General features: G+C 51.1%; 18 protein-coding genes. 12 read left to right on the forward strand and 6 right to left on the reverse strand.

The window, feature by feature from the left end:
* Positions 1–1,224, reverse strand: a complete 1,224-nt coding sequence (locus tag ACFODX_RS08785; RefSeq protein WP_378118168.1) for an HD-GYP domain-containing protein — start codon at positions 1,222–1,224, stop codon at positions 1–3.
* Positions 1,225–1,489: 265 nt separating this feature from the next.
* Here ACFODX_RS08785 and ACFODX_RS08790 point away from each other — a divergent pair, with 265 nt between their 5' ends.
* On the forward strand, positions 1,490–3,136 hold the full coding sequence (locus tag ACFODX_RS08790; RefSeq protein WP_378118171.1) for a diguanylate cyclase: 1,647 nt from the start codon (positions 1,490–1,492) through the stop codon (positions 3,134–3,136).
* Between the two features lie 93 nt (positions 3,137–3,229).
* On the opposite strand, the gene ACFODX_RS08795 is transcribed toward ACFODX_RS08790, so the two are convergent.
* Positions 3,230–3,685, reverse strand: a complete 456-nt coding sequence (locus tag ACFODX_RS08795) for an outer membrane protein assembly factor BamE (RefSeq protein ID WP_378118173.1) — start codon at positions 3,683–3,685, stop codon at positions 3,230–3,232.
* A 78-nt stretch (positions 3,686–3,763) separates the two neighbouring features.
* On the opposite strand from ACFODX_RS08795, the gene fur reads away from it, so the two are divergent.
* On the forward strand, positions 3,764–4,171 hold the full coding sequence (gene fur / locus ACFODX_RS08800) for a ferric iron uptake transcriptional regulator (protein WP_324259824.1): 408 nt from the start codon (positions 3,764–3,766) through the stop codon (positions 4,169–4,171).
* Between the two features lie 66 nt (positions 4,172–4,237).
* On the opposite strand, the gene recN is transcribed toward fur, so the two are convergent.
* Positions 4,238–5,908: a DNA repair protein RecN gene (gene recN, locus ACFODX_RS08805; protein ID WP_378118176.1), complete on the reverse strand. Its 1,671-nt coding sequence runs from the start codon at positions 5,906–5,908 to the stop codon at positions 4,238–4,240.
* 160 nt (positions 5,909–6,068) lie between these two features.
* Positions 6,069–7,688, reverse strand: a complete 1,620-nt coding sequence (locus ACFODX_RS08810) for a methyl-accepting chemotaxis protein (RefSeq protein WP_378118178.1) — start codon at positions 7,686–7,688, stop codon at positions 6,069–6,071.
* Between the two features lie 321 nt (positions 7,689–8,009).
* Between ACFODX_RS08810 and grpE the strand changes: the two genes are divergently transcribed.
* From grpE to ACFODX_RS08860, 10 genes are all read left to right on the forward strand, one after another.
* Positions 8,010–8,582 (forward strand): nucleotide exchange factor GrpE, encoded by a 573-nt coding sequence (gene grpE / locus ACFODX_RS08815; RefSeq protein ID WP_378118180.1) that lies wholly within the window; start codon positions 8,010–8,012, stop codon positions 8,580–8,582.
* A gap of 214 nt (positions 8,583–8,796) precedes the next feature.
* Positions 8,797–10,719 (forward strand): molecular chaperone DnaK, encoded by a 1,923-nt coding sequence (gene dnaK / locus ACFODX_RS08820; RefSeq protein ID WP_378118182.1) that lies wholly within the window; start codon positions 8,797–8,799, stop codon positions 10,717–10,719.
* 275 nt (positions 10,720–10,994) lie between these two features.
* The gene (dnaJ, locus tag ACFODX_RS08825) at positions 10,995–12,113 is read left to right on the forward strand and encodes a molecular chaperone DnaJ (RefSeq protein ID WP_378118184.1); all 1,119 of its coding nucleotides are present in this window, start codon (positions 10,995–10,997) and stop codon (positions 12,111–12,113) included.
* Between the two features lie 65 nt (positions 12,114–12,178).
* Positions 12,179–12,925, forward strand: a complete 747-nt coding sequence (locus tag ACFODX_RS08830; RefSeq protein WP_378118186.1) for a hypothetical protein — start codon at positions 12,179–12,181, stop codon at positions 12,923–12,925.
* A gap of 70 nt (positions 12,926–12,995) precedes the next feature.
* A complete protein-coding gene (locus tag ACFODX_RS08835) occupies positions 12,996–13,802 on the forward strand; it encodes a CPBP family intramembrane glutamic endopeptidase (protein WP_378118188.1) in 807 nt (268 codons plus the stop codon).
* 226 nt (positions 13,803–14,028) lie between these two features.
* A complete protein-coding gene (locus tag ACFODX_RS08840) occupies positions 14,029–14,637 on the forward strand; it encodes a hypothetical protein (protein ID WP_378118190.1) in 609 nt (202 codons plus the stop codon).
* A gap of 45 nt (positions 14,638–14,682) precedes the next feature.
* Positions 14,683–16,626, forward strand: a complete 1,944-nt coding sequence (locus tag ACFODX_RS08845; protein ID WP_378118192.1) for a RecQ family ATP-dependent DNA helicase — start codon at positions 14,683–14,685, stop codon at positions 16,624–16,626.
* A gap of 212 nt (positions 16,627–16,838) precedes the next feature.
* Positions 16,839–17,891, forward strand: coding sequence for a sugar phosphate isomerase/epimerase family protein (locus ACFODX_RS08850; RefSeq protein WP_378118194.1), 1,053 nt, complete (start codon positions 16,839–16,841; stop codon positions 17,889–17,891).
* 161 nt (positions 17,892–18,052) lie between these two features.
* Positions 18,053–19,198, forward strand: a complete 1,146-nt coding sequence (locus ACFODX_RS08855) for a Gfo/Idh/MocA family protein (protein WP_378118196.1) — start codon at positions 18,053–18,055, stop codon at positions 19,196–19,198.
* 122 nt (positions 19,199–19,320) lie between these two features.
* On the forward strand, positions 19,321–20,538 hold the full coding sequence (locus ACFODX_RS08860; protein ID WP_378118198.1) for an MFS transporter: 1,218 nt from the start codon (positions 19,321–19,323) through the stop codon (positions 20,536–20,538).
* Between the two features lie 47 nt (positions 20,539–20,585).
* Here ACFODX_RS08860 and ACFODX_RS08865 read toward each other — a convergent pair whose 3' ends face one another.
* Positions 20,586–20,783, reverse strand: a complete 198-nt coding sequence (locus tag ACFODX_RS08865; RefSeq protein WP_378118200.1) for a hypothetical protein — start codon at positions 20,781–20,783, stop codon at positions 20,586–20,588.
* A gap of 166 nt (positions 20,784–20,949) precedes the next feature.
* Positions 20,950–22,173 (reverse strand): cellulase family glycosylhydrolase, encoded by a 1,224-nt coding sequence (locus ACFODX_RS08870; RefSeq protein WP_378118202.1) that lies wholly within the window; start codon positions 22,171–22,173, stop codon positions 20,950–20,952.
* Between the last annotated feature and the right edge of the window lie 208 nt (positions 22,174–22,381).

The following is a 22,381-nucleotide window of genomic DNA, read 5'->3' on the forward strand; positions in this document are numbered from 1 at the left end:
TTAACCTAGCCCAGACCAGAGCATATCCAGATTCTTAAAACCCCATTCATCGGGTGATTCGCGCCCGATGATTTTGTCTTTACCTTTGAGTGCCGCCAAATCCAGCGTCTCTTGCAGGATAGGCATTTTGGTTTTGGCGGAGAAAAAGATTTTTACCTTGGGGTTTAAGAGCGAGTTTTCATTTTGCTCCACGACTACCGCCAAGCGCCCGCTCTCCAATCGCACCAGCGAGCCAGTGGGGTAAATGCCCACGGTTTTTACAAATGCCTGGAATACGGCTTCATCAAAATGCCCCTTGCTCCACTCCGCCATCTTGCGAATAGAATCGGCGGGTGCCCAGCCTTTTTTGTAGGGGCGGTTGGAGGTGATGGCATCGTAAACATCGCAAACGGCGCCCATTTTGGCAAACAGACTGATATTTTCACCCTTTAGGCCATGGGGGTATCCGGTGCCATCTACCTTTTCGTGATGGTGCAAACAGACATCCAGCACCAAGGGGCTCACGTCATAATTTTCCATCAGAATCCGCGCGCCAACTTCCGGGTGGGATTTCACCACCGAAAATTCGGAGTCGGTTAATTTGCCCGGTTTGTTAAGTACTTTATTCGGTATGCCCACCTTACCCAAATCGTGTAACAGCCCGGCAAAACCCGCCTCGCGCACCATTTCTTCGTCCAGTGCCAGTTGCCGTGCCAGGGCAATCATCAGGGCGCAGACCGCCACGGAATGCATGTAGGTATATTCATCGGCATTTTTGAGCCGCGCGAGGCTGATCAGGGCGTGGGGTTGGCGCAGCACCGAGCTGGATATTTCCTCAACCAGTGCGCGTGCCTGCTCAACTTTGATGGCCTTGCCCATCCGCGCATCGCTGAACATTTCGATGACGGCTTCTTTGGCCTTGGCGCAGAGTTTTGCTGCAGTGCGTATTTCATCATCCAAAGAGACTTTTTCTGTCGCAACCGCGTTGCCGGCTTCCAACAGAAGTGCTTCGGCTTCCTGTGCGACTTCCGCTTCGGTTTTTGCCGCTGCACTGGTGCCGGCATCAATACCCTGGCTGACGTCTATCCATAATTCCTTGATGCCACTCGCTTGTATGGCCAACAGGTCTTTTTCATCGTCCAGTAAAAAACGGGTTTTCCAAAAGGGGTGTTCCATCCATGAACCACAAAATTCACAGATGAACATGCCCAGTTTTATATCTTTAACCGCTATTCTTTTTAGCATGGGGTTCCGCAGTGGTCACAAAAGGCAAAAGGACGGGTTAGCTCGTGGTTTTGAACTTAGTATAGACGCGCTTTATTTAGACGCAGTTCCGCGCCGCGATATATTCATCTTCGCCCGATAATAGCCCCGATTATGGATTGGATATTCGCTCTGAAGGCTTCTACTATTTATTACTAACGCTGTTTGTCGCCCTCACCCCGGACGACTGGAACCTGTTGATAACCCACAGAATAAAATACTGATGCAAACCGGATACAGTTTTTCTATGGATAAAAAAACGGAAATTGCAGCACGCCTCGAAGCTTTGCGAGCGGATTATGCTGCGCGGCTGCCAGGGGAAATTGCGCGATTGAAAGAGTTGGTAGCCCTTGCTTTGGTGCCTGAGGGGCAGGCCGATGCATTGGTTGAGCTGGCGCAAAAATTACATAAACTTGCCGGCTCCGCTGGCAGCTTTGGTTTTCCCGAGCTGGGTAAACAAGCCAAAAAACTGGAGCTACAGGTACAGGGGTGGTTGAATTCAGGCACGCTGGATATTGGCTTACTGCGCGTTTTCTCTGTTGCTATCAATGCCCTGACCGGTGAATTAAAACCTGTGCCGGCGGCCGCACCCCTATTACCCTTGGGCAGTGCCTCAGGTGCTACGGGTTCACTGATTTATGTCCTGGAGGATGACCCGGATCTCGCCAATGAGCTTTCCGTTACCCTGCAACATTTTGGTCATCAGGTAGAGCACTTCTCCAGCATCGCCGCCGCCGAAACCCACGTTCTGAAACGTCCGCCGGATTTTATGATCTGCGATGTGCTGTTGGCGACTGAGCCTCACAAAACGCCGGAGTCTATTACCCGCTTGCAGCAACAACTGCCTGCACCTGTACCGGTTATTTTTGTTTCCGATTGTACGGATTTTGATGTTTACCTTGCCGCGGTGCGCGCCGGCGCCGTTGGCTATTTTGTGAAACCGCTGGACACTATTCGACTGGTGGATTGTTTTGAAAACCATCTGGATCGCCATCGCAGTACACCTTACCGGGTGCTGATTATCGACGATGATTTAGCCTTGGCCGAGCATTACAAATTGGTACTGGGTAGCGCCGATATTCGCGCTGAAGTCAGCAATAGCCCGCGCGAGATTTTTTCACTGCTCAATGATTTTCATCCCGAATTAATTTTGCTCGACATCAATATGCCCGAGTGCAGCGGCATTGAATTGGCGCAGGTGATTCGCCTGAATCAGGATTGGCTGCGCGTTCCAATTACTTATTTATCCTCCGAACAGGACGAACAAAAACGCGCCCTGGCGATGGGGCGCGCAGGCGATGATTTCCTGAGTAAACCGCTCAGCGATTTGGAGCTGGTCACGGCAGTATCGGTGCGCGCCGCGCGCAGCCGGCAATTAAGTGATGCGCTGGACCGCGACAGTTTGACCGGGCTATTAAAACATTCGCGCATCAAAGAGCAGGTGGATATAGAGCTCAGCCGCGCGCAGCGCAGTGGTGAGCCGCTGAGTGTGGTGATGTTGGATCTGGATCATTTCAAACAAATCAATGACAGCTACGGCCATCCCGCGGGCGATAAAGTCATCAAAGCGATTGCGCATTTGTTGCGTCAGCGATTGCGTAAAGTGGATGCGGTAGGGCGCTACGGCGGTGAGGAATTTGTCGCCGTGTTACCGCGCTGTACCCGCGCCGAAGCACAGCTGCTTATGGAAGATATTCGCAAACGCTTCCGCGATATTAGTTTTAGTGTCGATCAACAAACGTTTCATGTGACCTTAAGTGCAGGTATTGCTGCCTATGAGGCCGGTGTCGAGCGCGCCGATCATTTATTGCAGCAGGCAGATGCCGCGCTCTATCGCGCGAAAATGGAAGGCAGGAATAGGGTTTGTAGTTCGCCTGTAGCGGGCGATAACTAAAATTCACAGCAAATAAATCAGTAACATTTTCACCAACAAAAACGCCCGGAAATCCGGGCGTTTTTATGTGTGCAGGCCAATCTCGGTGAGTGGTTATTCCAGCTCTTCGGGATCTGGCATTTCCGGTGGTGTGCTGTCTTCAGTGGGCACTGGTACATCGCGCTGCATATCTTGCAAATAACGCTCGGATTTTTCGCCACTCATCGGCGCTTTACCGGGAAGGAAATCCCCTTCTGTTTTTACCAGTTTGTCGTTTTCAAAATACACAGTGTAAAGGTATTGGGTAATTTCACCCTGTGACCCGCGACGCACGCTGTAGGGGTAATCCCAGCGATCATCGTTAAACGTATTGGGTAAAAGTGTGTTGCCCAAAACAAAACGGACCTGACGTTTACTCATACCGAGTTTCAACTGATCAACCATTTCCTGGGTAATGATATGACCTTGTTGAATGCCAACTTTGTACACACCGGGAAAGCGGAAGCTGGAGCAGGCGGTGAGGCCGGCGATAAACACAAGGGCCAGAAGTACGCGGCTGGCTAATTTCATACTAGGGCTTCCACTAACGAAAATGAACGCGGATAATACCCGAACCACAGGAACACTGAGAAGGGTTTGGGGGAAATAATGGCAGACGGTAACCACGAACTGCGCAAAGCGGGTCTTAAAGTGACCTTGCCACGGGTGAAGATTTTGCAAATGCTGGAGTCCTCTGAACAGCATCACATGAGCGCGGAAGATGTTTACAAAGCGCTGATGGAGCAGGGTGACGATGTTGGTTTGGCGACTGTTTATCGGGTATTAACCCAATTTGAAACCGCCGGTTTGGTAGTGAGACACAATTTCGACGGTGGCCATTCAGTATTTGAAGTGGCGCGCGGCGAGCATCATGATCACATGGTGGATATAGATGCCGGCACTATCATTGAGTTCCATAACGATGAAATTGAAGCGCTGCAAAAACGTATTGCGGCCGATTATGGTTATGAGCTTACTGATCACAGCCTGGTACTTTATGTGAGAAAAAAACGCTGATCCTAGTGCTGATCTCAAGATAGATTCGATGGCTAAAAGGGGCGCTCAACTAGCGCCCCTTTTTTATTAATAACAGCCCAGCATTTCGCGCGCGTGCGCCAGCGATTGGTCGGTAATTTTGAGGCCGCCGAGCATGCGTGCAATCTCTTCTACTTTTTTATCGCCGGATAATTCCACCAGTGTGGATTCCGCGCTTTTTTTGCTCGCGGTTTTTACCACCTGCAAATGTTGATGCCCCTTGCTGGCGACTTGTGCCAGATGCGTTACACAAATTACCTGACCGCGCTCACCCAATTGACGCAGCAGTTGCCCCACCACATCTCCGGTTGCGCCGCCTATACCAACATCCACTTCATCAAATACCAGGGTGGGGGTGGCCGAGGTTTTGGCGGTGATCACTTGTATGGCGAGGCTGATGCGCGACAACTCGCCACCCGAGGCAATTTTGGCCAGCGGGCGCGGCGCCTGACCGGGGTTGGTGCTGATTAAAAACTCCACTTCTTCCATGCCGTTGGGGCCGGGTTTGTCGGTCAGCGGCAGCAGGCTAATGGTGAGTTTGGCATTTTCCATCGCCAATAACTTGAGTTGTTCATTCACTTGTTTGGCCAGTGTGGCGCCGGCTTTACTGCGTTTGGCCGACAGTTGTTCCGCAAGCTGGCGATAGGCTGTTTCGGACTGTTCGACCTGTTGTGCAAGTTGATCCAGGCGGGCATCGCCACCTTGCAGCTGTTCCAGTTCAGCGCTGAGTTTGTCGGTAAACGCTGGCAGCTCCTCGGGTTGGATGCGGTGTTTGCGCGCTATGTCGTAAATTGCGGAGAGGCGCTCTTCCACCACGGCAAGGCGCGCGGGGTCAAGGTTGAAATTATCAATGTGGCGATCAATTTCGTGCTGGGCTTCTTCCACCTGAATCTGCGCGCTGGTGAGTAATTCCTCGGCGGTTTGCAGTGCCGCCGATTTCTCCGGCAAGCTGCGCAGAATATGCAGGGCGCGATGCAGGTTTACACTCAGCCCCTGTTCGTCATCGCCACAAAAGGCTGCGAGCTGCTGGCTGCCGCGCAGAATTTCTTCGGCATTGGCCAAACTGCGCTGCTCTGCTTCCAACTTGGCCAATTCGCCCGGGTGCAAATCCAACTGCTCCAGTTCGTTGAATTGATAACTCAATAACTGGAAGCGTGCGCTCACGTCAGCGGCGTTATCGCGCAGGTGGATGAAGTGCTCAAGGCGGCTCTGCCATTCGCGAAATGCCAGGCGCACCTGTTTGACCAGTTCCGTTTGGCCGGCAAACTCGTCCACCAAGCGGCGATGGGTGTCTTTTACCAGGAGCGATTGGTGTTCGTGTTGGCTGTGGATATCAATCAGCATTTCGCCCAGTGCGCGCAGTTGCTGCAGGGTCGCCGGTTGGCCGTTGATATAGGCTTTGGATTTGCCATCGGCATTAATTACCCGGCGCAGCAGGCATTCCTGCGGGTTGTCGCTCTGCTGCAAATCATGGTTTTGCAACCACTCCTGCGCTGCTGGGATCTGGCTGGTATCAAAACTGGCGCAAATATCGGCGCGGTTGGCGCCGGTGCGCACTCGCTCGCCGTCGGCTTTGTCGCCCAGTGCCTGCCCCAAGGCATCCAGCACAATGGATTTACCCGCGCCAGTCTCGCCGGTAATCACCGTCATGCCCGCTTTAATGTCCAAGTCCAGTTGGTCGACCAGTGTGAAGTTTTGGATATTCAGGTGAGTCAGCATTAGCGCCTCGCAGGTCCGGCTTGGTTAGCACCTTAAAAAGATTGCGCCATAAAAAAGCCAGACATCAGGTAGATAAATGTCTGGCTATATATACAGTATTTTTGCGCCTCTCGGCAAGGCCGATTTTTGTACGGACAAGCGCCGGCAACAGCACAAATGCCTAGAGGCGGAAGCCCTCCAACTGCCTGCTGAGTTCGTCAGAGGCATCGCGGATTTGCTGGGATGCCATGAGTGTGCCGCGTGCCGCGTCTTTGGTGCCGAGTGATGACTGCTCCACCTGGCTGACGTAGTCCAAAATCAGGCTACTGGCCTGCACGTGTTCGATCAGCGAGTTGCCTATGTGCGCCACCATCTTGGCGACTTCATCGGTCTCGCGGCGCACGCTTTCCACAATTTCACCGCCCTGGCGGGTTTGGCCTATGCCATCTTTTAACTGCACCACCATGTCGTCCATGTTTTGTTTGGCGACGCGGCTGGAGTTTTGCACGGCGGTAATGGTATCGCCTATTTCACTGGTAGCCTGGGTGGTGCGCTGGGCAAGCTGGCGCACTTCATCGGCCACTACCGCAAAACCACGCCCCTGTTCACCGGCGCGCGCGGCTTCAATCGCCGCATTCAGCGCCAGCAAATTGGTCTGGTTGGCGACTTCACTGATCACCGAAATCACCGCTGAAATGCTGTTAATTCGCGCCGCCAGGTCATCGATACTGGCTTGGGTTTGGGTCACACTGTTGTCGATTTCGATAAAACTTTTCACCGCACTGGATATCAGCTTTTGCCCCTGATTGGCGGTTTTGGAGGCGTGATCCGTTTGGTTGGTGGCAATTTTGGCCTGTTGCATTGCATCCTTGGTTTGCATATTAAATTCCTCCGCGGAGGAGGCGATTTTGATGGTGTTGGCACTTTGGTCTTCGGCCATGGCGGTGCTGGTTTCGGCCTTGTGCACTATGTCATCGCTAATGGCATGCAGGCGCGCCACCATCTGCGAGATGCTGCCAATCATCTCGCGCAATGCCGAGCGCATCCTGACCACTGAGCCGTAAATACTGTCCTCGGGCGCGTTGTGTACATTGCGCTCGGTAAGGTCGCCGCTGGCAACGGCGCGCACCAGCACCAGCACCTCTTTCAGCTCAGCGCCCAGGCCTCTATCCAGCTTGCGCGCAAACAGCACGACCGGCACCACAATCGCCAGCATCACTAACAAACAGATGGTGAGCTGCCATTTGGCGGTTTCCCAGAAACGCGCGTTCACTTCGTTAAAACCTATGCCAGTGCCTACCACCCAATTCCAGCGCGGGGAGAGTTTGGCAATGGATAATTTGTTTTCGATGGAGCCATCGGTCTGGCGCTGGGTCCATTTATAGCGGGCAGTTTGGCCGCGCGCTTTCTCCACCGATTTCAACATGATGTCGCCCACGCTGCGACCATTACCGTCCTTGAATTCATGGAAGCTGGTGCCGTGAAGTTGCGGGTCCAGTGGCGCCGCGACAAAGTTGAGTTTGTCATCGGCGACATAAACATATTCAGACTTGTGGTAGATGTTGTTGCGCAGCAACTGGGTGGCGATTTGTTTGGCCTGTTCATCGCTCAGTTCGCCGCGCGCCGCCAATTGTTCCATCTGGATGACGGTGGCGTAGGTGCTGTTAAGTAGTTGTTCTACGCGCCCGGCATTGTCCTGATTGCTGGAATAGCGCAGGGTGAAGAGGCCGATCAACATGATGCCGAGTAGCCCCACCAGAATTTGGGCGGAAACTATCCAGATTTTGACACGCAGTGACATGATGCCTCCGAAGATGGCTAAGTTGTGATCAATTGATAGACATTAGATCTATCGGACAACGTTGTCAATCGGCATTGGAATCATTTTTGGTTTTTTGTATTTTTTATATCCGGAACACAATCAGTGCCGCCATTTGGCATCAAAACACACATAAAAAGCGCTGGTATTACTGATTACTGGTGCACTCACATGGTGCAGCCGGCGCAAGCAAAAACTTGCGCCTGCTCTTGAATCCAATTGCGCTAGCCCCATATAGCGATCTTTGACGATTCTGGCTATTCACGGCGGCTTGCTCCGCCCAACTGATCACTGGAGAACACTGTGTCTACTCAAGATTATTCCGATATTCAACACGCAACTGAACCACAACCACAGGACGCTGGCGAGGCGCAAGCTGGGGCAGAGGGCAGCGCCGAGCTGAGTATTGAAGGCCTGCAAGCCCAGTTGGCGACTCTTGCTGCGGCTTATGAGTCGGCGAGAGAGCAATCGCTACGCGCCCAGGCGGATGCACAAAATGCCCGCCGTCGCGCTGAGCAGGATGTTGAAAAAGCCCATAAGTTCGGCTTGGAAAAAATGGTCAACGATTTGTTGCCGGTAGTGGATAACCTGGAGCGTGCGCTGGCGAGTATCGACCCTGCCAATGAAAGCCTGAGCGCGATTGTTGAGGGTATTCAGCTAACCCATAAATCCTTTGTGGATGCACTGGCTCGCCATCAGGTGGCGGTGGTTAACCCCGAAGGTGAGCCCTTTGACCCCAACTTGCATCAAGCCGTATCGGCGGTACCCAACCCGGATGTTGAGCCAAATACTGTGCTCAATTGTTTCCAAAAAGGTTACACCCTGTATGGCCGCTTGGTGCGCCCGGCGATGGTGGTGGTATCCAAGGCACCTTGATGCCCAATAACCGCAAAAAAAGCGGGGATTTTTTTATCGGCCCACTTGAATTCATTAGGCGGGCGCCAATATAGGAAACAACTACAGGCAAAGGCACAAATCTTCCGCGATTTGTCTTAAAAAAGCCGGTAACAACCTAATTCATTCGTTAACAATACGGCGCAGGTCATGCGATTTTGCGCCCGGCAATAGAGAGATTTTCAGGAGCAACACCATGGGCAAAATTATCGGCATCGACTTGGGTACTACCAACTCTTGCGTATCAGTATTGGAAGGCGGCAAACCAAAAGTGATTGAAAACGCCGAAGGCGATCGCACTACGCCATCCATTATCGCGTTCACCAATGACGACGAAATTCTGGTGGGCCAATCCGCCAAGCGTCAATCAGTGACCAACCCGCACAACACTCTGTACGCGGTAAAACGTTTGATTGGTCGTAAATTCAAAGACGACGTAGTGCAAAAAGACATCTCTATGGTGCCTTACAAAATCGTTGCGGCTGACAATGGCGATGCCTGGGTAGAAGTTAAAGGCGATAAAAAAGCACCGCCACAAATTTCTGCTGAAGTGCTGAAGAAAATGAAAAAAACCGCTGAAGATTATCTCGGCGAGACAGTGACCGAAGCGGTAATTACGGTTCCTGCTTACTTCAACGATTCACAGCGTCAAGCCACCAAAGATGCTGGTCGCATCGCAGGCCTGGATGTAAAACGCATCATCAACGAACCTACTGCTGCTGCGCTGGCCTACGGTTTGGATAAAGGCGTAGGCGACCGCACCATCGCGGTATACGACCTGGGTGGTGGTACTTTCGATATTTCCATTATCGAAATCGCTGACGTAGATGGCGAACATCAGTTCGAAGTGCTTTCAACCAACGGTGATACTTTCCTCGGCGGTGAAGACTTTGATATGCGTTTGATTGAATTCCTGGCGGATACTTTCAAGAAAGATACCGGCATTGATTTGCACAACGATCCATTGGCACTGCAACGCTTAAAAGAAGCGGCAGAAAAAGCCAAGATCGAATTGTCATCCAGCCAGCAAACTGAAGTGAACTTGCCGTACATCACTGCCGACGCCTCCGGTCCAAAACACTTGGTAGTCAAACTGACTCGCGCCAAGTTGGAATCGCTGGTGGAAGATTTGGTTACTCGCTCCATGGAGCCAGTAAAACAAGCCATTAAAGATTCAGGTAAATCGCTGAGCGAAATTGATGACGTGATTCTGGTGGGCGGTCAAACCCGTATGCCACTGGTGCAAAAAGCCGTTGCCGATTTCTTTGGCAAAGAAGCGCGTAAAGATGTGAACCCGGACGAAGCGGTTGCAATCGGCGCTGCAATTCAAGGCTCCGTATTGTCGGGCGATACCACCAACGTATTGTTGTTGGACGTAACCCCACTGACCCTGGGTATTGAAACCATGGGTGGTGTTGCAACGCCACTGATTGACAAAAACACCACGATTCCAACCAAGAAATCGCAAATTTTCTCAACTGCGGATGACAACCAAACTGCGGTAACGATTCACGTAGTGCAAGGTGAGCGCAAACAAGCCTCGCAAAACAAATCGCTCGGTCGTTTTGATTTGGCCGACATCCCGCCTGCGCCGCGCGGTATGCCACAAATTGAAGTGACTTTTGATATCGATGCTAACGGTATTTTGAACGTAAGCGCGAAAGACAAAGCCACTGGCAAAGAGCAATCCATCGTGATTAAAGCATCCTCAGGTTTGAGCGATGAAGAAATCCAAAAGATGATTAAGGATGCAGAAGCCAACGCCGAGTCAGATCGCAAGTTTGCCGAAGTTGTCACCGCGCGCAACACGCTTGAAGGTTTGATCCACGCTACCGAAAAAACAGTGAAAGAAGCGGGCGACAAAGCTACTGCTGAAGAAAAATCTGCAATCGAAGCGGCCTTGACCGAAGCGCGCGATGTTGCCAAGTCGGACGATCTGGCAAAAATCGAAGCGGCCACTACCAAGTTGACCGAAGCTTCCAGCTCATTGGCGCAAAAACTTTACGCCGAGCAGCAAGCAGCAGGCGCAGGCGGTGCACAACAAGCTGGCGGCAGCAAGCCAGCCGATGACGGTGTGGTGGATGCCGAGTTTGAAGAAGTGAAAGAAGACAACAAATAAGTATGAATCTCCCTCCCCTTTTTAAGGGGAGGGGCGGGGAGGGGTTTTGTTTTTTAAGATAACCCCCTCCCGGCCTCCCCCTTAAAAAGGGGCAGGAGAAAAGTAAAAACAACAAATGCGGGCTTGCCCGCATTTGTCATGTAAGAAGCAAATATTTTTCACAGCTCCCTCCTCTTTTTAAGGGGAGTGTTGGGGTGGGGTAATTAAATCCTGAACCCCCTCCCGGCCTCCCCCTTGGCAGGGGGAGGGGATGAATTATTGATTAGGGTAGCACCATGGCAAAACGCGATTACTACGAAGTGCTCGGCGTCAAAAAAGATGTAGACGCAGCAGAATTGAAAAAAGCTTACCGTCGTGTGGCGATGAAATATCACCCGGACAGAAATCCGGATGATCCCTCTGCGGAAGAAAAATTCAAGGAGGCCAACGAGGCTTACGAAGTATTGTCCGACGAACAAAAACGCGCGGCCTATGATCGTTTTGGTCACGCCGGCGTGGATGGTCAGTCCGGCATGGGCGGTGGCGGCGGTGCTGGTTTTAATAATTTCAGCGATATTTTTGGCGATGTGTTCGGCGATATTTTTGGTGGTGGGCGCGGTGGTCGCGGCGGCCCCAGTCGCGGTTCCGATTTACGCTATAACCTTGAGCTGAGTTTGGAAGAAGCGGTTAAAGGCACCAATGTACAGATCAAAGTGCCTACGCTGGTCAGCTGTAAAACCTGTGACGGTTCCGGTGCAAAAGCGGGCAGCAAACCTGTGACCTGTTCCACCTGTGGCGGCCACGGCCAGGTGCGCATGCAGCAAGGCTTTTTCTCTGTGCAGCAAACCTGTCCAACCTGTCGCGGGCGCGGCACTATTATTTCTGACCCTTGTAAATCCTGTCACGGCCAAGGCCGCGTGGAGGAAACCAAAACCCTGTCAGTAAAAGTGCCGGCGGGTGTGGATACCGGTGATCGCATTCGTCTGTCCGGCGAAGGCGAAGCGGGTGCAGACGGCGGGCCAAGCGGTGATTTGTACGTGCAGGTCAACGTGCGCGAACACAATATTTTTAAACGCGACGGCGCCGACTTGTACTGCGAAGTGCCTATCGACTTTGTAGATGCCGCACTCGGCGGCGAGCTGGAAGTGCCCACACTCGATGGCCGCGTAAAATTAAAAGTGCCGGCAGAAACCCAAACTGGCAAATTATTTAAATTGCGCGGAAAAGGTGTAACCCCGGTGCGCGGCGGTGGTGTGGGTGATTTGCTCTGCCGTGTGGTAGTGGAAACTCCAGTGAACCTCACCAACAAACAAAAAGAGTTACTTAAAGAATTCCAGTCGACCATGAAAGGCGGAAAATACTCGCCGAAACAATCCAGCTGGTTCGATGGCGTTAAAAAGTTTTTTGGTGAGTAATCAAAAAGTAAACCTAAAAAGCCGATTCGAGAGAATCGGCTTTTTTCTTTGTGGATTTAAATTGTATGTTGCTGAGTTGCGATGATCTTGATGACGCTATTAATTCATTGGCTTCTTTTTATGGCGTTAAAAAGCATTGCATAGAAACTATGTTTAATGTGAAGTGGCCAGCTTTTCTTTCTGAAGACATAAATCATTGCGACTTTAGCGTAAATGTTGAGTTGCTTTCTTTTGTCATGGCAAAACATCTTAATGTGAGTGAACCTGCCAACATATCTACATATGTCTCTTATTATCATAGAGGGCGTTTTGATGGTTCCCGCAAGTGGTATGAGTCTGGATTGTTGCCATCTTCAGATGGTATTCGTGCATTATTCGAGGCACTGCGGGACTTAATTCCAAGAGAGAGCTTTATTAAATTGATGAGCAGATCATTGGCAATAGTAGATGAGCAAATTAGTTTGGGTGGGCAATCAGAAGAAGGGCCATTTGGATTCGCCTCGTTAGAGGTTGCTCTAGGCGCGAATAAAACAGGTTGTGATTTTTCTTTGCCTGAGTTCTTAATAGAATCTTCTTGGGTAGGTAGAGAGGAAGAAAGGAGGCAGCTGGCAGAAATTATCATAAAGTATTTGTCACCAGTAGTTGTGAAGTTTCAAGTTGAAGTTGCTGATTCCAGGAGCTATGTTGCTTGGCTTTGGCACTATTTATGGTGTAAGAAATTTTCTATCGAATTGCCTGATCTAGTTCCAACCTACTCTGGGCATGGTAAAGCAATACAAAGCGAGCATATCCTCCGTATATTTCCTATCTAAAATTTTGAAAATTCACGTTGGGCATCGCTGCGCTCAGTACCAACCTACGGAACCTTGAAGAAAAATAATCGTGAATAAAAAAGAATTGATGTTGAGTGTGATATTAGCTGTTGCAATCACAGGGCTGGTAATCGCGGGTTGGTTGGCCTTAGTGAATGCAATTGGTTTGATCGGTGTTGCTTGCCTTGCATGGTTTTATCGCAAAGATCAGATTAACCGCTGGATAAAAGCCGGTTTATTTTTTCTGTTGATGCCGCTGGTATTTTGGGTGGCAACTTATCGCCCGGAAGGGTTTTCTTATCCGCTGTTATTCACTCTGCCCGGCACAGAAGTGGGTGAATCAGGTTTTGAGTTGTATGTTAATTTTGCCAAGGCCTTGGTTGGATTGGTGCTGTTATTGTTGCTTTGGCATAAGCCGCGAGGTGATGAATTTGTGGCGGCGCCCAGGTGGCAGTTTTTAAGCGCGCTGTTTGCGCCGGCGATTATTATTGCGGTGGCTATTCCCGCGCTGGGTTTGGCGTTGGAGCCAAAACTTATCGAGCAAATAGTTTTATTTGCGCTGGTGAATTTATTGGTGATCGCGGTGGCTGAAGAAGCATTTATGCGTTTGTTGTTGCAGCAATCTATACGCAATGCGGCGGCCAGTTTGGGTGCTCAGCGTTGGGTACAGGAACTATTTTCGCTAGTGGTAGTGACAGGGATTTTTGTGCTTATCCATTCCGGCTTAACCGGTGCGGCAGTTTGGGTTTATGCGTTGGCGGGGCTGTTGTACGGTTTGAGTTATACCCTTAGTAAGAATGTTTGTTACCCCATCATGATTCATTTTTGGGTGAACCTGATTCATTTTGCCTTGCTGACTTACCCCATACCGAGTTAAACCGGCTGTTATTCGAATTCAATCTTTACGAAATTGGCTGTTATAACTTGTTTATTGTTTTTGCGGCGGCTCTCTGGATTCTGCCCTTGTAAAAAATTGTTCTTGTCAAAAAGTTCACTGTTATCCGGCGAGTGTAGGGTTAGTATAATGTTTCTTTCAGGACAGCCTGCTGCTAGTGTAGGTTTGAGAGAAAGGTGTCGTTATCAGGGATTTTGGGAGACGTGATATGAAGTTAATAACAATACTGGGCTTGTGGGTGGCGTTGATTGCGCCTTCAGCTGTGGCCGGATTGATACGCCTGGATGTGGAAAATCTCACTCGCTACGACTGGGAAACCGGTGAGCCAGCCCTGGGTGGCAGTGTCAGCTTTTTTATTGATGAAACAGTTACAGATTCTAATGCCCAGGCTGATCGAGGTCGCTATCAAGGAGCGATCAAGGGCGGGCAGTTTACTAATTTTATTTCGGGTGAAACTTATTCGTTTGATGTAGATGCAACGAATTATATGGATATTGAATCCGTTGCCGATATGTTCACTGGCATCGCGCTGCGTGGTTCATTCAAGAATCAATTGGGCCAAAGTTTTTTGTTTGATCTGTGGATGGAAGCCACCTACAAACCTGATGATTATTTGCATAATTTGGAGTCGTCGGTTTCAGTGTGGAACAATTCAGTGTTATTTAACTTGCTGGAACCCATGGATTATTTTGAAGGGTTTGGCGCGTCCAATGTCAGTTTCAAACCCGTCAGCCATGTGCCTGAATCAGGTTCATGGGGGCTGGTGTTGATGAGCGCTATTGTGCTTGGTTGGCGGCGCTTGCTTCGCTCAGATTAACAACTCGCTGTTCATGGAAGAACAACAACATTATGGAAATTTTTTATGTCCTCTCCTCATGCTGTGCTTGAGCGTACCTTCAAGCTCACTGCTTTTCGTCCCGGTCAGGAACAGGTAATCCAGGCATTGTTAGCCGGGCGTTCGGCACTGGCCGTTTTTCCTACGGGTGGTGGTAAAAGTTTGTGTTACCAACTGCCTGCATTGTTGTTCGATGGGCTTACGCTGGTAGTTTCACCTTTGATCGCGTTGATGAAAGATCAAGTTGATACACTCACTGCGCTGGGAATTGCTGCGGCGCGTTTGGATTCTTCATTATCCAAAGCGGAAACCCAGGCAATTTACGATGGCATTTTCCAACAGCGAATCAAGCTGCTTTATGTTTCCCCCGAGCGTTTAAAGAACGAGCGTTTTGTGCAGCGGTTGGCGCGCTGCAACATCAGTTTATTAGCCATCGATGAAGCGCATTGTATTTCCGAGTGGGGGCATAATTTTCGCCCGGATTATTTGAGCCTGGCTGATGTTGCGCGCACCTTGCGTGTGGAGCGTGTATTGGCCTTAACCGCCACAGCGACACCCACCGTCGCTGCCGATATTTGCCAGCAATTTTCTATAGCGCCGCAGGATCATATTCAAACCAGTTTTGCCCGCCCTAATTTGCAGTTGCGAGTTACGCCGTGTACTCATGCCGAGCGATTGGATTTGCTGTTGGCGCGCTTGCAAAAACACCCAGCTGCTGCAGCAACGATTATTTATGTCACCTTACAGAAAACCGCTGAAACAGTCGCGGCGGCAATTAATAGCGCGGGCTTGCGCGCCGCGCATTATCACGCCGGTCTAACCGATGATGAGCGCGAGCTGGTGCAAAATCAGTTTATGAGCGGTGATGTTCCAATAGTGGTTGCCACTATCGCATTTGGAATGGGCATCGACAAAAGTAATATTCGCGCGGTGTACCATTTTAATTTGCCTAAATCGATAGAAAATTACGTGCAGGAAATTGGCCGTGCCGGCCGCGATGGTTTACCGTCGCTGTGTGAAATGTTTGCGGTGGCAGATGATCTGCGAGTTTTGGAAAACTTTACCTACGGCGATACACCTACGGCGGAAAGCTTGCGCGCTTTGGTGCAGCACTTGCTCGCGTTCGATGATGAATTTGATATTTCCAGTTACGAGTTATCCAATCAATTTGATTTGCGTCCGCTGGTGCTTAACACCGCGCTGACTTATTTGGAATTGCGTGGAGTTATTGCAGCGCAAAGCCCGTTTTATACCGAATATAAAATTGCCTTTGTGCGCGATGCACAATTTATCCTCACGCAATTTGATGCGGAGCGTGCGCAATTTTTAGAGCGGGTTTTTGCTGCTGGCCGCATGGGACGCAAATGGTTGACCCTGGACATGTTGCGTGTGCCCGCGCAATTAAATGAAACCAAAGAGCGCATTAGCAAAGCCCTTGAGTATTTGGCTGAGCAGGGCTGGATTGAATTGACGGTAGCCAATCTGCGCCAGGGCTACAGCAATCATTGTGCGCGCCTTGCGCCAGATTCTGCCGCTGCGCAGCTGGATGAACTCAGTAATTATTTGGCTGAGTTATTTGCCCAGCGCGAGGCGCGCGATATTCAGCGGATTCATTCGGTGCTGGGTTTGGTAAATAACCCCGACTGTTTAAGCCGCCAATTGATGCAACATTTTGGCGAAACCGGCGCGGCGGCCTGCGGTATATGCACTCACTGTCGCGCTACAAAGCAGCAGTCGCCCTATGTTGCTCTGCCACCCGTTTTGCCACTCACTGCCGAGCAGCAGGCGTTAATAGTGGCGCTGCAAAAAGAGGCGCATCCGGCTTTGCAACAGCCGCGGCAGTTGGCTCGTTTTTTATGTGGCTTGCCCAGCCCGGCAACCAGTCGGGCCCGGCTTAAAGCGCATCCCGCTTTTGGTGCGTTGGACAATATTTCTTTTCCGCTGCTTGTCGCGGCAGCAGCATCCAGCTGAGCTACACTCCATACGGCGCCCAAAGTGTAAATAACTGTTTGCTCTGTCGCGCCTTTTGGCGACTTGGAATAAAGTCTTGATTCTGTGCGACTTATTGTTATCTTAACCTTAAGTCGTCCTGGATAAATGTTTCCAGAAGCAATCAAATAATGAAGCGGCAATCACCCCTTATGCCGCCTTGATTCATGCCCCTGTTCTGTTGGAGATCCCCCATGAAAACGCTGAAAGGCCCCGCGATTTTTCTCGCACAATTTTTAGGTGATACAGCGCCATTTAACAGCCTGGATAGTATTGCGGGCTGGGTGGCGAGTTTAGGTTTTAAAGGCGTGCAAATTCCTACCTGGGATAAGCGCGTATTTGATCTGGAAAAGGCGGCGACCAGCGCTGAGTACTGTGCTGAATTCAAGGCAACACTGGCCAAGCACGGTTTGGTCGCCACGGAATTGTCCACCCACTTGCAAGGCCAACTGGTTGCTGTACACCCCGCCTACGACGAAATGTTTGATGGTTTTGCACCTGAGTCAGTGCGCGGCAACCCCAAGGCGCGTCAGGCGTGGGCTGTTGAGCAGTTAATGCTGGCGGCGCAGGCGAGTAAAAACCTCGGCTTGAATGCCCATGCGACCTTTTCTGGCGCATTGCTCTGGCCCTATTTGTACCCCTGGCCACAGCGCCCAGCTGGTTTGGTAGAGCAGGGTTTTGCTGAGTTGGCCAAACGCTGGTTGCCTATCCTTGATGCCTTTGACAAAGCCGGTGTGGATGTCTGCTACGAGATCCACCCGGGTGAAGACCTGCACGACGGCGCCACCTTTGAGCGCTTCCTTGCGGCGGTGAATAATCACCCGCGCGCGAATATTTTGTTTGACCCATCCCACTTTGTACTGCAGCAGCTCGACTACCTGGCATTTATCGACCGCTATCATGCGCGTATCAAAATGTTCCATGTCAAAGACGCTGAATTTAACCCCAGCGCCCAGCAGGGTGTTTACGGCGGTTATGAAAGCTGGGTAGATCGTGCCGGGCGCTTCCGCTCGCTGGGCGATGGCCAAGTGGATTTCAAACAAATCTTCTCCAAGTTTGCTGCCTACAATTACGAGGGTTGGGCGGTATTGGAGTGGGAGTGTGCACTCAAGCACCCGGAAGTGGGGGCAGAAGAGGGCGCCAAGTTTATCCAGCAGCACATTATTAAAGTGACTGAACGCGCCTTTGACGATTTCGCCAAGAGCGGTATTGATGAGGCTAAAAACCGTAAAATTCTCGGTTTATAAAATACTTAACCCCTCCCCGACCCTCCCCTTCAAAAGGGGAGGGAGAAAACGCGGCCTCGCTGCGATGACGGGGCGGGAAAGCCCCTCCCTCTGCCAAGGGGGAGGTCGGGAGGGGGGTAACTCCGTTCTGAGATTCCATTTCAAACAAGAAGAATACAGCTATGACAACTCCAAGAATTCGTTATGCCATGGTCGGTGGTGGTCGCGGTGCTTTTATTGGTGCGGTACACCGTATTGCCGCGCGTATGGACGACCGCTTTGAACTGGTCGCTGGCGCTTTATCGTCCAACCCTGAAAATGCCAAAGCCTCGGCAGCCGATTTACACATTGCCGCCGATCGCGCCTACACCTCCTATGAAGAAATGCTGCGGGTAGAAAAGACCCGCCCCGATGGCATTCAGGCGGTGGTCATTGTGACCCCCAACCATATGCACTTTCCCGTCGCCAAAGCCTGTTTGGAAGCTGGTGTGGATGTGATTTGCGATAAGCCCGTCACCCGCACCCTGGAAGAGGCGCTGGAGCTGGAGCAAATCGTTAAAAAGAGTGGCTGTTTCTTTGCGCTCACCCACAACTACTCGGCTTATCCGCTGGTGCGTTATGCCCGTGAGTTGGTGGAGCAGGGCAAGCTCGGCAAAATCCGCGTGGTACAGGTGGAGTACCCACAAGAGTGGCTCACCGAAGCGGCGGGCGATGACAACAAACAAGCCTCCTGGCGCACTGACCCCGCGCGCTCTGGCGCCGCCGGTTGTTTGGGCGATATAGGCACCCACGCGTTCCAGCTGGCGCGTTTTATTACCCAGCAAAAACTCAGCGCGGTCAGCGCCGATTTAACCAGTTTTGTGGATGGCCGTTTGGTGGACGACAACGTACACGCGCTGTTGCGTTTTGATGGTGGTGCCAAGGGCATGCTGTGGAGCAGTCAGGTTGCGCCCGGCTGTGAAAATGGCCTGCGTATCCGCGTGTTTGGCGATAAAGCTGGCATCGAGTGGGCACAGGAGAATCCCAATGAGCTGTGGTTCACCGAATTGAACAAGCCGCGTCAACGCATCACCCGTCGCGGCGACATCGGCAGCGACATAGCCGCGCGCGGTATGCGCACCCCCGGCGGTCACCCGGAAGGCTACCTTGAAGGTTTCGCCAACCTTTACAAAGACATCGCCGATATCCTCGTGGCCCGTCAGCAGGGGGAGAGCCATTTCCTGTTGGACTGGGTGCCGAATATCGATACGGGCGTAGAAGGTATGCGCTTTATCCAGGCAGTTTTGGCCTCATCACAACAAGACGGTGCCTGGACGCCTTTTGTGTGAGCCTGATTAACCGCCGTGCCTCTCGCCCGGCGGTTGTTCAAACCGTAAAAACATGCAGTACAAACACAACCCAAACAATCACTCAACAATAACCAGCCAACAATAAAAAGGTACAGACTCCTATGACCAGTACACCCGCTATCATTAACCCGCAGCGCCTGTTTATGGCCTGCTGTATCGCATTGATTGTGACCGCAATGACCTTTGCGATTCGCGCCGGTATCCTCACCCAATTGAGCGCAGACTTTAATTTCAACAACACCCAGCTGGGCTGGATTAATGGTATGGCCTTCCTTGGCTTTCCGGTTGCCATGATGTTTGGTGGCCTTATTTACAACCATGTAGGCGCACGCACCCTGATGTATTTGGCATTTGCCTGCCATCTGCTGGGGTTGATTATGACCATCTCCGCTACCGGCTTTTGGTCGCTGCTGTTGTCCAGCTTTTTTATCGGTTTCGCCAATGGTTCCGTTGAGGCAGCCTGTAACCCCCTGATCGCTGACATCTACCACACCCGCAAAACCGCTATGCTCAATAAATTCCACGTTTGGTTCCCCGGCGGTATTGTGATTGGCGCCCTGGTATCTACACTGATGACCAAGCTGGGCTTGGGTTGGCAGTGGCAGATTGCCATCATGATCATCCCGACCATCATTTACGGCATCATGATTTTTGGTCAGCCATTTCCCAGTATGGCCAACTCTGAAACCTCTACGGCAACCAACATCAAAGCACTTTTCTCACCGCTGTTTATCTTCATGTTCTTCTGCATGACGGTAACTGCCGCCTCCGAGTTTGGCACCCAGCAGTGGGTTGATCGTATTTTTGGTGCCTCTGGCGCTCACCCCATGTTGGTATTGGCCTTGGTGACTGGATTGATGGCGCTGGGTCGCTTTTTTGCCGGCCCCATTGTGGAGGCACTTAATCCTGTCGGTGTGCTGTTGATGTCCGCCATAGTGACCACCATTGGTATCTACCTATTGAGCAATGCCTCCGGCGGCATGATTTATATCGCCGCGATGGTATTCGCCCTGGGTGTAACCTATTTCTGGCCGACCATGATTGGTTTTATCAGTGAGTACCAACCTAAAACCGGCGCCTTGGGTATGTCACTTTTGGGTGGTGCGGGCATGTTCTCCATGAGTATGTGGAACCCGGTGATTGGTGGTTGGTTGGACGATGCAAAAGCAGAAGCTATCGCCAAGGGTGTTCCCGCTGAAGCGGTAGAACTGACTGCAGGTCAGGCAACCCTGCAAAATCTGGCGCTCTTCCCGCTGTTCCTGATTTTTGCTTTCGGTTTCCTGTTCCTGATTCGCAAGCGTTTTGCCCACAACAAATAATGCCCCGGTTTTTGAGCATCACAAAAAAGCGCCTTAGGGCGCTTTTTTTATGCTTGTGCAGTCCTGTTATAAGGGCTTTGTAATAGTGTGTAATAAGTTGAAGAGTTTTGCGCCAAAGATGGGAACTGCATCACATAAGTGAGTTGGCTGATTGGTTTTAAAAAAGTACAAGCGGTATAAAAGCGAGGCATGACCATGAAATGAGTGAGTGGTTTAGTGAGGCTCAAAAGGATTTGAGTTTCCATGCATCCCCCTGATGTTTTTCCTCCCCGGTTTTTCTCTTTCGCGTCTCCCGTTACCTTTATTTTTTCTGTTGTTGTTTTTGCTTATCCCGGTGGTTCAGGTTTTTTTGCGCGTAAAAAAGGCGATGTACTGCTACATCGCCAAGGGCTAAGAGAGAGTCCGGAACTTTTATTGCGAGTTGCAGGTGCTTTGTGAAATGCAGCTGCGATTATTTTCCCAGCCCCAACCGGAGCTGACACTGGTGCAAATGGGGTAGCTGGTGCCGTACCAATTACAGCTAGTGGCAGTGGTGCGAACGACACAGCTTTGATTATTTTCCCAGCCCCAGCCGTTACCGGTGGCAGAGTTGGCGCTGCAGCAATAAGGATAACCATTGGGCGCTGTGCCGCAGGCGTGGCCGGCACTGGAGCTGCTGGAGGAGGTTCCCCCAAAAATGGTCGCGCGTTTAGCGGTAGCTTTGATGCCATTTGCACCATTAATCAAGGTATTGCCCCAGGTGGTTAAGCTGCCGGGGTTAAAGTTTTGCACCACATCCAGAGCGGTTAGCCCCGCGCCATTACCCGACCATGACCAGCCAAAGTAGCCATAATTGTGCTGGCGGGCATAACTCATAATGGCTCCTTCATCGACATTCTTGCCAAAGTGGTCTGCCGCAAATTCGCCTATTACCAGTGCCAGCCCATTGTTTTTGAAGCTGGTCATGTAGTTATTGATAGTGCTGGCACTGCCGTACACTTCGTACATGTGCACACTGAACATCACGTTTTTCTGTGGGTCGCTGGCCAATACGCTCGCGGCATTGTCGCGCATGATATTTTGCCAATCCTGGCCCCAGTTGGCCGCATCCACCATCAGTGCATGTTTAAAACCGGCGGCGCGCAGGCGACTGATGGCATTTTTGTGGCCATCAGTCCAGGCGCTGGCTGACTGGCCGTTGCCAAAAGGCTCATTTCCTATGTTGATGATCACATAGTCCTCCTGGCCAATCAGTGCGTTTTTAATACTGATCCAGTAATCCACGGCTTCATTGAGCGTAGCGGCAGTTTGTTCGCCATAGCCGGTGGTGTCGTGCACTTCCAGAACGGTGATCAGTTTGTTGGCTTTGGCTTGACTGATAATGCTGGCTACCTGCGATTCCGGGGTGCGTGCCCACAGTTTGCCGCTGGCCAGCACTACGCGCACGCTGTTAGCTCCCGCGGTGGAGATATCACTCAGCGAGCTATTGGTTTTATCGGCATACCAGGCGTGGGCGACATTGACTCCGCGCATCACAAAAGGAGAGCCATTTTCATAAACGGTGCTGCCGGAGACGTAAATCCCGGCGCTACTGCTGGCGGCTACAAGGCTCAGTGCCAGCGCTGCGAGTTGTTTGAACAGGGTTGTTGGTTTCATAGGGGTATTCCTCGTTATGGTTATTCTTGCGTTAGCCTTTGGTTGGAAGGCGTAAGTTACTCGCTGTAAATACCTTCTTCCTGACGTCCATTTCCCTGTTTTATCTGATTTAACTGTAATCGGTTACTTTTATTTTTATGAAATGATGGCGGCTTAATCATTTATATGAATATCAATTTATAATTAACCTTCTGATTTTATTTGAAAA

Source organism: Cellvibrio fontiphilus (assembly GCF_042646205.1).
In the GTDB taxonomy this organism is placed as follows: Bacteria; Pseudomonadota; Gammaproteobacteria; order Pseudomonadales; family Cellvibrionaceae; genus Cellvibrio; species Cellvibrio fontiphilus_A.